Origin of the sequence: Nibrella saemangeumensis, assembly GCF_039541915.1 — a bacterium.
In the GTDB taxonomy this organism is placed as follows: Bacteria; Bacteroidota; Bacteroidia; order Cytophagales; family Spirosomataceae; genus Nibrella; species Nibrella saemangeumensis.
The window spans coordinates 69,573-83,313 of the sequence record NZ_BAABHD010000032.1; the positions used below are offsets into that span (position 1 = coordinate 69,573).

Annotated in this window: 12 protein-coding genes; 8 read left to right on the top strand and 4 right to left on the bottom strand. The window is 51.1% G+C overall.

Annotated elements, in window-relative coordinates:
* The first annotated feature begins 2 nt into the window (after positions 1 to 2).
* From ABD949_RS16940 to lepB, 3 genes are all read left to right on the top strand, one after another.
* Positions 3 to 722, top strand: a complete 720-nt coding sequence (locus ABD949_RS16940) for a DUF5683 domain-containing protein (RefSeq protein ID WP_345245065.1) — start codon at positions 3 to 5, stop codon at positions 720 to 722.
* A gap of 18 nt (positions 723 to 740) precedes the next feature.
* Complete coding sequence (gene dapB / locus ABD949_RS16945; protein ID WP_345245067.1) at positions 741 to 1,460, top strand: 4-hydroxy-tetrahydrodipicolinate reductase; 720 nt, start codon at positions 741 to 743, stop codon at positions 1,458 to 1,460.
* Positions 1,461 to 1,550: 90 nt separating this feature from the next.
* Entirely contained in the window at positions 1,551 to 2,687 is a 1,137-nt protein-coding gene (lepB, locus tag ABD949_RS16950; protein WP_345245069.1) for a signal peptidase I, read from the top strand.
* A 61-nt stretch (positions 2,688 to 2,748) separates the two neighbouring features.
* Here lepB and ung read toward each other — a convergent pair whose 3' ends face one another.
* Positions 2,749 to 3,414: a uracil-DNA glycosylase gene (gene ung / locus ABD949_RS16955; protein ID WP_345245071.1), complete on the bottom strand. Its 666-nt coding sequence runs from the start codon at positions 3,412 to 3,414 to the stop codon at positions 2,749 to 2,751.
* A gap of 144 nt (positions 3,415 to 3,558) precedes the next feature.
* Here ung and apaG point away from each other — a divergent pair, with 144 nt between their 5' ends.
* The 3 genes from apaG to ABD949_RS16970 all read left to right on the top strand — a co-directional run bounded on the left by apaG (position 3,559) and on the right by ABD949_RS16970 (position 6,264).
* A complete protein-coding gene (gene apaG, locus ABD949_RS16960) occupies positions 3,559 to 3,945 on the top strand; it encodes a Co2+/Mg2+ efflux protein ApaG (RefSeq protein ID WP_345245073.1) in 387 nt (128 codons plus the stop codon).
* A gap of 92 nt (positions 3,946 to 4,037) precedes the next feature.
* Positions 4,038 to 4,820: an O-methyltransferase gene (locus tag ABD949_RS16965; protein WP_345245075.1), complete on the top strand. Its 783-nt coding sequence runs from the start codon at positions 4,038 to 4,040 to the stop codon at positions 4,818 to 4,820.
* Between the two features lie 82 nt (positions 4,821 to 4,902).
* Positions 4,903 to 6,264: a monooxygenase gene (locus tag ABD949_RS16970; RefSeq protein ID WP_345245077.1), complete on the top strand. Its 1,362-nt coding sequence runs from the start codon at positions 4,903 to 4,905 to the stop codon at positions 6,262 to 6,264.
* 11 nt (positions 6,265 to 6,275) lie between these two features.
* Here the strand turns inward: ABD949_RS16970 and ABD949_RS16975 are convergent, their stop codons facing one another.
* Both ABD949_RS16975 and ABD949_RS16980 read right to left on the bottom strand, forming a co-directional pair.
* On the bottom strand, positions 6,276 to 7,559 hold the full coding sequence (locus tag ABD949_RS16975) for a glycosyltransferase (protein WP_345245079.1): 1,284 nt from the start codon (positions 7,557 to 7,559) through the stop codon (positions 6,276 to 6,278).
* Between the two features lie 20 nt (positions 7,560 to 7,579).
* The gene (locus tag ABD949_RS16980; protein ID WP_345245081.1) at positions 7,580 to 8,179 is read right to left on the bottom strand and encodes a TetR/AcrR family transcriptional regulator; all 600 of its coding nucleotides are present in this window, start codon (positions 8,177 to 8,179) and stop codon (positions 7,580 to 7,582) included.
* 192 nt (positions 8,180 to 8,371) lie between these two features.
* Between ABD949_RS16980 and ABD949_RS16985 the strand changes: the two genes are divergently transcribed.
* Both ABD949_RS16985 and ABD949_RS16990 read left to right on the top strand, forming a co-directional pair.
* Positions 8,372 to 9,211 carry an alpha/beta hydrolase gene (locus ABD949_RS16985; RefSeq protein ID WP_345245083.1) on the top strand — a complete coding sequence of 280 codons (840 nt, stop codon included), beginning with the start codon at positions 8,372 to 8,374 and terminating at the stop codon, positions 9,209 to 9,211.
* Positions 9,212 to 9,339: 128 nt separating this feature from the next.
* Complete coding sequence (locus ABD949_RS16990) at positions 9,340 to 11,343, top strand: glycoside hydrolase family 140 protein (protein ID WP_345245085.1); 2,004 nt, start codon at positions 9,340 to 9,342, stop codon at positions 11,341 to 11,343.
* Positions 11,344 to 11,376: 33 nt separating this feature from the next.
* Here ABD949_RS16990 and ABD949_RS16995 read toward each other — a convergent pair whose 3' ends face one another.
* Complete coding sequence (locus tag ABD949_RS16995) at positions 11,377 to 13,722, bottom strand: ABC transporter permease (protein WP_345245087.1); 2,346 nt, start codon at positions 13,720 to 13,722, stop codon at positions 11,377 to 11,379.
* Positions 13,723 to 13,741: the final 19 nt, after the last annotated feature.

Consider the following 13,741-nt stretch of genomic DNA (forward strand, 5'->3'; position numbering starts at 1 on the left):
CGTTGAAACGGAGCGTTTGGATAACTATTTGTATTAGCATTATCATCGGGTTGCGGGCGTTCGGGCAGGTGCCGGGACAGACGCAGCCCGATTCTACTAGGAGCCGGGTCCCGACGGACAGGAACCCGGTCCGGCCAGCTGCTACCGTCCAGCGGGATACCATTCCGGTGGGAAACTCCCAACTGATTTCCGTGGGCGACTCCATTGCGCCCGGCGTAATTGATACTACCCGGCTGACGAAGATCCAGACGGCCAAAATTCAGAAGATCGTCCCCAAAAAAGCCACGCTTCTTTCCCTGGCCCTGCCCGGATTAGGTCAGGCTTATAATCGCCAGTACTGGAAAATACCCATCATATACGGTGGTTTTGCCATTTTTGGGTATAATATTGTTAGTTTCAACCAGCGCTTTAAGGAATTCGAAACGGGCTACCGCACGGCTTATAACAGCACCGGCACCAAAACCGCCTTTGTCCGGGGGCGGGAGTATAGTGTCCAGCAGCTTAAACTGGGCTATGATACCTATCGGCGCTGGCGTGACCTGAACATCATTCTGTCAGTCGCGTTCTGGGCCGTCAACGCGGTAGAAGCCAACGTAGCGGCCCACCTCCGAACGTTCGATTTGTCCGATGATTTATCGCTGCGGGTACGGCCCGGTATGCAGCGGATGCCGGGAAGCAGGGCTATACCCGGCGTGCAGTTGACATTTCATTTAAAAAAATAACCCCCGTATCTTTATTGCATGAATATACTGTTACTTGGCTACGGCAAAATGGGAAAAGCCATTGAGCAGATCGCGCTGGAGCGCGGTCACCAGATTGCCGGCCGTATTGATATTAGCAACCGCGCTGACCTTGACCAACTGACCGATGATGCGGTTGATGTGGTGATTGAGTTCAGCTCGCCCGAAGCGGCCGTCGATAATATCCGCTACAGCCTGAAACGCGGCTGGCCGGTCGTGTCCGGTACCACCGGCTGGCTGAGCCACCGCGACGAGATTGAAGAACTTTGTCGTACGCAGAACGGGGCATTCTTCTATGCGTCTAATTACAGCATTGGGGTTAACCTGTTCTTTCAGTTGAACAAAGTGCTGGCCTCCTTTATGCGAAAGTATCCGTCGTACCGCGTGTCGATGACCGAAATTCACCATACCGAAAAGAAAGATGCACCTAGCGGCACGGCCATTACCCTGGCCGAAGGCATCATGGAACATCTGTCCCAGAAAACGCGTTGGATAAACCAGACCACAGCGGCTGATAATGAGGTAGCTATCGAATCGCTGCGGGAAGGCACCGTACCCGGTACGCATACCGTCCGGTATGACTCCGATGTCGACCGGATCGAGATTACCCACGTTGCGCACAGTCGTCAGGGGTTTGCCCTGGGGGCGGTCATCGCGGCCGAATGGCTGCCCGGCCGCACTGGCGTATTTGGCATGAATGATTTATTAACGAATGAATAATGAACAATGAATACTTGGTAGCTGATAATGGGGCGGGTAGCACCGGTGTTCATTATCGATTATTCAGTATTCAGTATTAATTCCCTCAAAATGGCTGTTACAAATCAGGAAACCCAAACCAAAGCCAACGCAGTACAACAGAAAAAATCGGCCACCAGGGAGTGGTTCGACTCCATCATTTTTGCGGTTGTGGCGGCCACCCTTATCCGGTGGTTGTTTATGGAGGCTTTCACCATCCCGACGCCCTCTATGGAAAAGAGCCTGCTGGTCGGCGACTTTTTGTTTGTCAGTAAACTACACTACGGCACCCGTACGCCTAAAACGCCCTTGCAGGTACCGCTTACCCACCAGAAGATCTGGGGCACCGACATTCCGTCGTACAGTGATGCCATCCAGTTGCCGCAGTACCGCCTGCCGGGCTTCACTACGGTGAAAAACGGCGACGTAGTGGTCTTCAACTACCCGCCCGAAGATCAGTACCCAACCGACCTGCGAACCAATTACATCAAGCGTTGTATTGGTATTCCCGGCGATGTGGTTGAGGTGCGTGACCTGCAGGTGTATCTGAACGGTAAACCCATGGAGAACCCGCCCAAGATGCAGAACGAGTATTTTCTGAAGACCAACGAGGTCGTAAACGAGCGGACGTTCCGGCGGTATGACATTACCGATTTTGAGAACTACACCGAGTCCTATAACGACACCATTCCCGGCAACGACGTCCAGGGCTACCTGATCAAAACCACGCCCGAAACCGCTGCCGTGCTAAAGCAGCAGGCGTTTGTGCAGGACCTGCAGCTGATCGCCAGCACCAAAGGGCAGAAAGAAGCGTATCTCTACCCGCAAACGTCGCTGGTGCAGTGGAACCGCGACAACTACGGTCCGGTAACCGTTCCGAAAAAAGGAGTCACCGTTCAGTTGAACGAAATGAACATTGCTCAGTACGGCACGGTGATTCAGAAGTACGAAGGCAACGAGAAGGTAGAACTGACCGATAAAACCGTTAAAGTCAATGGGCAGCCGATTACCTCGTATACCTTTAAGCAGGATTATTACTTCATGATGGGTGACAACCGGCATAACTCTGCCGACTCCCGCTACTGGGGTTTCGTACCTGAAGATCATATTGTCGGCAAGGCCGTCTTCATCTGGATGTCTATCGACCCCAATCCTGATGGCTTCTTCAACAAGATCCGCTGGAACCGGCTGTTCCGCATCATTGAGTAGTCTGCCGTTCTCAGTAGGCAGTTAGCAGAAAATGCCGGTTTGTTAATCTGCCTACTGAGAACTACCAGTCAATCGGGGCTAACCCTTTGCTCTCCAAATATGCGTTGGTCTGGCTGAAGTGCTTGTTGCCAAACCAGCCGCCGTAGGAGGCTGCCATGGGAGAGGGGTGTTTGGCTTTCAGAATCAAGTGTTTATGGGGGTCGATCACGGCCCCTTTTTTTTGGGCGTAAGCGCCCCAGAGCAGAAAGACCAGCTGCTCTTTTTCGTCGGAGATCAGCCTGATAACGGTATCGGTGAAGGTTTCCCAGCCTTTCCCCTGGTGCGAACCGGGCTGCCCCGCCCGAACGGTCAGTGTCGCGTTAAGCAGCAGTACGCCTTGTTCAGCCCAGCGTTCCAGATTGCCAGATTTGGGCATGGGCTTGCCAAGGTCATCCTGAATTTCCTTAAAGATATTAACCAGCGAAGGTGGCTTGGCGATGCCATCGCTCACCGAGAATGCCAGTCCGTTGGCCTGCCCTTCGCCGTGGTAGGGGTCCTGGCCCAGGATGACTACTCTGGTGTCGTCGAAACTGCATTTATTGAAGGCGTTGAAGATAAGTTTACCGGGTGGATACACGCGCTGGGTGGAGTATTCCTGGCGGACAAATTCGGCCAGTTGCTGAAAATACGGTTTTTCAAACTCAGGTTGCAGCCGCTGCTGCCAGGATTCGGCGATAACAACTTTCATGGAACGTATAGGGAGAAAGTAACGGACACCCGATTACGTAAACGGGTGGTGCCGGTGCATCAAATTTTTTTGTAAACAAGATTTGTGAAAGTAAACTAATCAACCTAATTTTCGTTCTAAGGTTGTTAACAACGGCAGAAATTTATGGTTACCGCAGTTACGGAAGGCATAAAAGTGAGCGTCAAAACCGAGTACCAGTCGGAGTACTCGAGTCCGTTGCAGGCACATTATGTGTTTACGTACCGGATTACTATTGAAAATGCCAGTGAAAATACCATTCAGCTGCTTCGGCGGCATTGGCTTATCTATGACTCCAATGGCTCTGTGCGCGAGGTAGAGGGCGAAGGCGTAGTAGGGCAGCAGCCGGTGCTGGAGCCGGGCGAGGTGCACGAGTATGTATCCGGCTGTAACCTGCGTTCCAGCATGGGTAAAATGGTCGGTACCTACCTGATCGAGCGGGTTATGGACGGCAAGCGGGTGCGGGTTGCCATTCCGGAATTTATGATGGTGGTGCCGTACAAGCTGAATTAAGCCTAGGGTGTTTGCACTGCTGAGTTTACGACTTACCCATTAATTTCGCATTTTGCAGGCGGTTTACATCCGTCGCCTGTTCTTCTATTCCATTGGTTCGCGCAATTCTTCGGTATATGGCCGGGGCTCGTGATGAGCACTCGCTGCATTCCCCGTTCGTTTTCGAATTATACACACAGATAATCCGTGCCGGAGAGTCTGACGCGTCGGTTTTTGCCGATGTTCAACGGCTCCGGCGGGAGCTGCGCCGGAGCCGCCAGACCATTGAGATTACCGATTTTGGGGCGGGGTCTCGGGTTAATGCCTCGCGTCGCCGGGCCGTTGGCGATATTGTGCGCCATTCGGAGAAACCAGCCCGCTTTGGGCGGCTACTGTACCGGCTGGTGCGTCGCTTTGGGGCCCGGACCGTTTTTGATCTGGGTACTTCGTTCGGGCTGACTACCGCTTACCTGGCAAAGGCCGCTGCCGGTCATGGCGGGCGGGTTGTTACGTTTGAAGGCTGTCCGCAGACGGCGGCTGTAGCCAGCAATAATTTTGCGCAACTGGGTGTCCGGAACGTCGATCTCGTTGTCGGCAATCTGGACGAAACCTTAACCCGGCAGGTTGCGGCTGTGGAGCAGCTCGACCTGGTTTTCTTTGACGCCAATCACCGCTATGAGCCTACCCTGCGGTATTTTGCGGCTTGTCTGCCCAAAGCCCATAACAATTCTGTCTTTGTTTTTGATGATATTCACTGGTCGGCAGAGATGGAGCAGGCCTGGGCGGAGATCAAAGCACATCCGGCCGTAACGGTCACCATCGATCTGTTTTACGTGGGGCTGGTTTTCTTCCGGCAGGAGCAGCCGAAGCAGCATTTCACGCTGAAATTCCTGTAATTTTATGGTAGATGGCCGGCGGAAAAGCATACCGCCTGAGCGGCTTTTTCGTTATAATACAGAATGTTGACCAACGATACGGATGAACGCAATTATACAAAAATGCATACTCAGCGGAGTCTTTCTGGCGGTAGCTTTTACGGCCTGTCAGAAACCGGCCGTTGACGACGCTACCGATCCGACAGAACTGTCAAGTTTCCAATTGCTTCAGAAACGGGTACTGACGCCATCCTGCGCCACCACCGGCTGTCATGCTTCCGAACAGGACAATATGTTCAGCCAGCACGGTCTGGTATTAGCTGAGGGTGTGGCGTATAAGAACCTGATAGAGGTAGCTCCCAGGAATACCAGCGCAAAAGAAGACGGCCTGCTGCGGGTGAAGCCTTTTAATTCGCTGCAGAGTCTGCTCTACCATAAACTGAATTTCGACAACAGCCACCACGGTGGTAAGTCATACGGGAGCCCAATGCCGCTGGGCCGCGATCCGCTATCGGTCGGGCAGATTGAATTTGTCCGGCGCTGGATTGAGGCCGGTGCGCCGAGAGAGGGAAATGTAGTGGACGAAAAGCTGCTCGACGACAAAACGCCGAGCGTATCGGCCAGTTTTGAACCGCTGCCGGTTCCAACGGCCGGTCAGGGTTTTCAAATGACTTTAGCGCCGTTTGACGTAGCGCCAAATTTTGAGCGGGAACTCTTTGTGCGGAAGCCGGTGGGTAACACCGAGGAAATATTTGTAAATCGTTTCCAGGTGAAAATGCGCAACAGCAGCCATCATTTTGTGGCGTATAACTTCCGGAATAATCAGCTGTTGCCAACGCTGAACGAAATTCGTGACCTGCGCAATCCGGATAACTCCGTGAATCTGGCTACGGTACTTTCCATGCAAAACCACGTATACTTTGCGGGCAGCCAGACACCAACCGCCGACTATACCTTTCCTGAAGGAACGGCCCTGCGTATTCCGGCCAATGCCACTATCGACCTGAACTCCCACTACGTTAATAAAACAGCGGCACCCATAAAAGGCGAGGTGTACTTTAACCTATTTACCGTTGACAAGGCAAAAGTACAGCGGGTGGTGCAGACGCTGGACTGGGGCAATACAAGCCTGAATATACCCGCTAAGAGTAAGGTTACCTTGAGTAAAACCTTTACCGTGGATAAGCCGGTAAAGGTCCTGGTACTGACCTCGCACACGCATAAATTAGGGGAGAAGTTCATCATCCGCATTAAGGGTGGGGCCCGAAACAACGAAATCGTCTACGAATCGACCGATTGGGAGCACCCGGAGACCATCACCTACAAAACCCCTATTTCGCTGAACAAAGGCGAAGGGCTTACTTCCGAGATTACTTACAACAATACTACCAGTCAGGCGGTCCGCTTCGGCCTCACCAGTGAGGATGAGATGGGTATAATCTTCGGGTACTACTACGAGGAGTAAGTGGGTAACATTTATGCTATTTCGCTACGTTTTTTAAGGCCGGACTCAGCTAACTTCTCCAGTTCAATCAGGCTGGCTTCTTCGTCTTTTTGATTGTAAAGTTCGCTCTGGAAGCGGGCGGCATTCTGTCGGAAACTTTCGTCTGTCAATATGCGGTCGATCGCCTGCCTGATTTGCCGGCGACTGGCTTTCGGGCTTAGCTTTATACCACAACCGTGATGGACGACAAGTGCGGCATTGTCATTCTGGTCGCGGCCCATCGGCAGGCAGATCAGGGGTAAGCCGTTGGCCAGGGCCCGCATGATGGTTCCGTGCCCTGCATGGGTGATCACCAGGTCAGCAACCGGAAAAACCTGAGCGTGCGGAGCCGATCCGACAACAACTACATTGTCGGGAACATCGAAGGTTTCGTGTTCCATGGCCAGGCCAAGGGTTGCCAGACCTCTTACATCGAGTTCCCCTAACGCATGAATGACGTTCTGAATAACGCTATGCTGGTTCTGGAATGTGGTGGAGAACGAACTGACAAGCAGCGGCCGGGAGTCATTTTCGGGCCAGGGATCAGACCAGGGGGCTGCCCAGTCCGGTTCCGTGAGATTGGGACCGGTATACCGGACATTGGCCGGACCTGGCTCAAGCGGAATATCAAAGCTGCGTATGGTTTGGATTAATCGTAAATCTGCCTGGTGCATCAAGTCGGAAACATTCTCTAGTTTTTCCAGTGAATACTGAGCCCGGACTTCGTTGAGCAACGGGCGGTATTTGTTCAACACCCGGTTAAAAACAGTGGCTAAAAACCGATCCCTGGCTCTACCTATCCATCCTTTACCAGGTAATAAGCCCATGCCACCCGGTGGGCGGTTGGTACCGGGCAGGTATTCCGGCATGTGAAACACCAGGACGCCCGGCATTTGTAAAGCCTGAGCGGCAATCAGCGCTGGGACTAGCAGTAGATCCACCAGCACAAGGTCTGTTGGATACTTACGGATGGCTTCTACCGTTTGATGGACCAGTGTTTTGGCCGGCCCCAGAATCACGTTTTCAAAGACCGGATTTGTGAAGGGCGACGTATTCCAGTCTTTTATAATATCCTCTTTCCGGTTGGTTCGGGTGAAATGGTCCTGAAACCCAATGAACGCAAATCCGCTGGTCCGCACAGCAGATTCCAGACAAGGTTCGGTCAAAACCCGGATGGTATGTCCGCGCTTTGCCAGTTGCTTTGCCAGACCGAACATAGGCGGAACATTTCCACCTCCGTCAATGGTCACCATCAGGATGTTCAATGAGGTTTTCATGACAATAGGGTTAATAGCGTTTAAGGATGTGGTGATCGGATAAGTCCTTCCACAAGCAGGCGAAATACCTGACGGGTTTCGTCATGGCTCTTCTGTAAATCTTTTCGTAGTAGCTTCCAGAGGTATATTTCCGTAGCCGCAATAAAAGCAGCCAGTTTTATCTCATAAGCGTCTGATCCACTATCCGGCAGGTACGGTTCGAAAACCAGTGCGCACCATTGGCGATGATAGGCCCGCCCACGGTCCAGGATCTTTCTGGCACCGGGCAATTCATTCTCCAGCACAATCGTCCGCACAACAGCTTCGCCCATTTGCTCATATTCGGTGAGTAAGACATTGAGGGCTTCGGCCACATCGCCGACCGGAACCTTATTGCGGGTCTGTTCAATGGTACTGGCGTCATGCTGAAGGCTGGCCTCCAGCAAATCCTCCTTTGACCCAAACTTTCGGAGGATGGTGCGAACGGTCACCCCAGCGCGTTCGGCAATTTTTTCCAGGGTTATCTGGCTTAATGGTATTTCCATCCACAGTGCCACCATGGCATGCATAATGCTCTGCTCGGTTTGGGTCGCCGATTCCGCCCGCGTTGACATGGAATAAGGGCGCTTCTCCTTTTTCATGTCACTAATATAGGCATTAAATTATTCATGTCAATAGAAATGACATGAAATTTAAAAGGTGGTGTCAGATCGTGATGGGCTTTTACGGCTCAACCCTGAATTTACCGTGCTCTTTTTAGTCATGCTGGTATGGTAGAGGTGTCTATTATTGAAAAGAATGAATTATTTTTAATAGTTTACCGGTCCTGAGCAATGAACCTGATCGCTGTGTCAAACACATTCACCCTAACCACCTCAGACAGTCTGCAATTAGCCGGAGCCTATGTTGAACCAGTGGGAGAACCCAAAGGCGTAATTGCGCTGGTCCACGGCATGGGCGAGCATTTTGGCCGGTACACCCATGTAGCCGAATTTTTCAGGACGATCGGCTACGCTACTGTCGGCATGGATCACCGCGGCCACGGAAAATCGCAGGGGCAGCGGGGCCATACGCCTTCGTTTGATCACCTTATGGATGACATGGACCGGCTGCTAAAAAAGACTCATGACGTATTTCCTGGCCTGCCCGTTGTTTTATACGGCCATAGTATGGGGGGAAACCTGGCCGCCAATTATGTATTGAGAAGAAATCCTCCGTTGAAAGGCCTCATCCTGACCGATCCATATTTTAAGCTGGCTTTTGAGCCACCAGCGTGGAAGGTCGCCGTGGCAAAGCTATTTGCTGGCATGATGCCGGCCTTGAGTCAGCCAACGGGTCTTGAACAGGCCGCTATTTCCAGAGACCCGGCTGTTGTTGATGCGTATAAACAGGATAGGCTGGTACACGATAAGATCACGTCGGCATTTTTTGTGAATGTACACCCGGCCGGCCTGTATCCGATTGAGCATGCCGGCGAATTACAGGTGAAGACCCTGGCCATGCACGGAACGGCCGACCGCCTGACCTCTTCGGAAGGCACCATCGCATTCGCCCGGAACAATCCGCAGCTGATTGAGCTAAAGCTGTGGGAGGGATTTTACCATGAACTGCACAACGAGCCAGACAAACAGCAGGTGTTTGATTATATAGCGGGCTGGCTTAGCAGATTATAAGGGGTAACGGGTGGAAAAGGCCACGCTGCCTACCTGGCCATTTCGCTTGATACGGCAGTTTGATGCTGACTCTGGATTCTTTTTTCGAATTGATTATATTTCCCCGCCCGAACCTCCCTTAAACGTCCATGAAGTTCTCCCGCCTGTTGTTAAGTACGTTAATAGGTATCCTTTTCCGTTTGGCAGCCTCTGCCGCACCGGCCATTCACGTCTGGGAGGTGCAGGAGCTTACTTTTACCGCAAAAAATTCGTACCGGAACCCCTACCTGGAAGCCAATAGCTGGATCGACCTGACCGGACCGGGCTTTAGCAAGCGCGTGTACGGTTTCTGGGATGGCGGCAGTACCTTTCGGGTGCGGTGGGTAGCGACGCAACCGGGTGTCTGGCGCTGGAAAAGCGGCTCCAACCCGAATGATGCCGGGCTGAGTGGTCAGGCTGGTTCGGTCACGGTCGTAGCCTGGACCGACGCGGAGAAAGTTGCCAATCCGGTACGGCGGGGTTTCCTGAAAGCGACCGCCAACCAACATGCCCTAACATACGCCGATGGCACTCCTTTTTTTGCCGTTGGCGACACCTGGTATGCACTCGGTGCCAACCGGTTCCGGTGGTACGACGATACCCTGAAAAGACCCATTGGACCAAACGCCGGTTTTAAGGACTACGTTCGCCTGCGGAAGGCCCAGGGCTATAACTGGGTGAGTGTGATTGCGGCCTTTCCAAACTGGAAAACCGACGATAGCTCGTACCATATGCGTCTGCCCGATTCGGCGCGGACCACCCTGCGCTCGGCCTGGATGGAATTTGGTACGGGCAGCGCCAAAAATATGGACAATGAAGGCGGTAAACCCTTTCTCTTTCCCGGCAAAGTGCCCGGCTACGAGAATTATTTTCCCGATATGGACCGGATCAATCCCGCGTATTTCCGGTACCTCGACCGCAAGATCGCTTACCTGAACGCCCACGGGTTTATCCCTTTTATGGAGGCTTCCCGCCGGGACGCCAGTGTACTTTGGGCGCAGTATTACGAATGGCCGGGTTCGTATGTCCGGTATCTTCAGTATTTCTACGCCCGGTACCAGGCCTACAACACGGTGCTGAGCCCGGTACACTTCGATTATTACGATGGCACCATCAGTCCGGCCGATTATACCCATGCCATTCAGGAAATGGAAAAAGAGTACGGACCGCTGCCGTTCGGAAACCTGCTGTCGTCCAATGCCAACCCCTCCACCCTGGTTAACTGGGGCGACAGTTCGTGGGTGACGCTGCACCAGATCGGCAACAAGCGAGAGCATGCCTACTACTGGTACCTGACCGAAATCTACAATGCCAGACATCCCCGGCCCGCCCTGAACGGTGAACCGTATTACGCCGGCTATAAAGATGCGCGGGGAGAGGCCATTGGCGTCAACTACAGCCGGGGGGCCGAAGGCGGAACCGACCGCGACAATGCCTTGGTGCGCTCCTGTGCCTACGGCAGCTTTCTCTCCGGGGCGCTGGCCGGCCATGTATACGGAGCTGAGGGCATTTGGGGAGCCGATATCGAGCCTTCCGCCCCAACCCATATGTGGGATGCCTTTCTATGGCCATCGGGGGGCCAGATGAATCATCTCCGGACGTTTGCCTTTTCCATTGGCCGGCACTACCAGGCGCTTGAACCGCTGACGGACCTGGTGTATCCCAACAAAACCCCGGATGCACTCAGTTACGAAGGCTGGGCCTACTGCGCCCGTACGCCGGATAAGAACCATTTTCTGCTTTATTTCGAGCGTAAATGCCCGCCGGCCGAAGTGCGTGGTGCCCGGCTGAATAGCGTCTACCGGGCGCAGTGGTTTAACCCACGCACGGGCACCTGGCAGCCGGTGGGCGAGGGTGTCTTACCTTCCAGCAAAATAGGGATCATTAAATTGCCTGAGCTTCCGGATGAACGGGATTGGGGGCTGAGGCTCGTCTATGCCGGGCCGAATGTAAACAACCTGAGGCCGCCCGGCTGGCGCAACGAGACCTTATGGGAAAAAACCGTCAAAAATATGCTGGCACATCGTGCTGTTCTACCCTACGCAGGAGCGGGTATGGCATTTGCCTTACTGGGCGGTTTTTTCCTGGGACGATCGCGTCGGCATAAGGAGTAAGAGGGTATCGTTCTGTTAGGAACATATGCCCTTTTACTCTGCTTTTAAAACGTTCACCGGTTCAATTTGCCCCGCTCGAATGGTTTGGGACAGGACAACCAGTAGCCCGACTATAGCAACCGAACCAAAGGCTATGCTTATATTTATAAGACCCAAATCAAGATAACTGCCCATTTCTTTTCTTAGTAAATCACCACAAAACAAGCCGGCCGGAACCCCAATAAGCCCGGCAATTAGCATAAGAATGCCAAAATTCCTGGTGACTATCCACACCAATTTTATATTGTTTGCTCCTAATATTTTTCTTATACCCAGTTCTTTAGTGCGCGTTTCTACGGAGTAACTGGCTATGCCTAAAATGCCCAAAGCAGCGATTATCATGACAATTAAGGCAGAGCCTCCAAAAATTTCCATTTCTCCACTAATTCCTCCACTGATTTCTCCTGAATAACGATACTCTTTTAAGTTATAAAGATTTGCTGTTTTCTCAGGAAAATGGTCTTTCCATACCGATTGAATGGCCCTGGTCGCTTCCAAGGCTGTATTTGGCTTTATTTTTATGGTTAAGGTGGTTATTTCATTTGGCAAATACCGATAGATTAAAGGGAGTTGTTGGCCAATAATCTCATTGGGTATGATGCCAATGACTTGTACAGAGCCAGAGTCCAGCAAGAGATTTTGCCCCACCAGGGTCTCCGATTTAGATGCCAATAATTTTGCGGCAGCTTCATTCACCAACACATATTGCTCCGTACTTTGGGGCATAGTTGAAGGAAAATTTTGCCCGGCTAGTAAGCTGATACCTTCTGTTTCAATTGTTCGTGGGTCAATACTTACGTAATTTATTGCCAGCGTTTTATCGTTTAGCGTTACAGAATCTTTACCCATTTTAATGGGCTCATAGTACCAGTTAGTGGCCAAAGTCGTTTCTACCTGACTTAACTGACTTATTTCGTTTTGCAGGTTTTGATATTTTTCACCTTTTAAATCCAGTGTCAGCACATTGGATGGCACGATTGAGCGGATGATTGCATTGTTTTTTCGATCATAATCGGCTACTATAACCACCAATATCATAAATAGGATGGTCACAGAAAATTGAACCACAATCAACGCTTTGTAAACAGCAACACCCCGAAACAGCTTTATATTCTTCATTTTACGCAAAACCTGTATAGGCTGAAACGCTGACAACAGCCATGACGGAAATGCCCCTGCGACTAAGCCTGTGATAACTGCGTAGGTTATCAAGCCTGATACCAACGCTATATCCCAGGAGAATGTCACATCATCCATATCGGGTATATAGTGGGCTAACATAGTAACACACGGCACTGTAAACAATAAAGCCAACAGGGCAACCAGGGTCGATTCCATTAAAAACTGACCGATCACTTGTCCTCTTGTTGCGCCTATGGTTTTGCGAACGCCTACTTCCTGCGCCCGGGAGAAAGCACGCGCCAAGGCCAAACTGATATAATTGAAAGCAGCCAAAAGGGTTAACGATAGAATTATGAATAGCTGCGTTTTTACGTCTTCCCAACTAACGCCCGCGTTGGGGTTATTTTTAATAGCAATTTTTCCAGGGGTAATATCTTCTATGGGTTGTGCCAAAAATTGAAAACTGCTCTTATCCAATTTTCGATTATAGTTCTGGAGCGTTGCATTAAGTTGCTCTAAATTACCTTCTGATTGTAAACGGGCATAAATTGCTGAACTCTTGAAGCCTCCCCAATCTTGTGAAATACTACTGATTGCCTCTTTTTTTTCAAGTATTTCCGCCGTATTAAGCGATAACATTGCCTCAATGGGGAGGTGTGTTTCTAAAGGCGGATCCTGGATAATCCCCTCAACGGTATACGAACCTAAACTTTCAAATTCAACCGTTTGTCCTAATGCATTAGCGTTTCCAAATATTTTTTCTGCTGTTTTTTCAGTTAAAAAAAGGCTGTTCGGATTATGGGTAAGACTTTGTGCATTACCTGACAACAGTTTAAAGCCAAAAACATCGAAAAAAGAAGGCTCTGAAAATTTTATATCAATGGGGACATCACCTTTGTCGGTTTGCAGGTTATGTTTTCCTGCCAGACGCACTCTTACCGTTTTTTCAACAAAGGACACGCTTTCCAGTTGAGTCGCCAAGGGCAAAGGGGCTGTTGCCCATTTGGTTTGTTCCCCCTCATTTGTTTCCTGCGTGAGAATCCGCACGAGTTGATTTAATTTTGGATGAAAATGGTCTGTATCAAAAGTGGCTTTCAGGCCTGTAAACAGAATAATACCAACCGCCATACTCAATGACAAGCTCAGTATATTGATCAATGAAAAAAGTTTATTTTTCCAGAGTATCCGGACAGCGATTTTTAGATTATTCTTTATCATGCCTTAATGGGTTGATTTT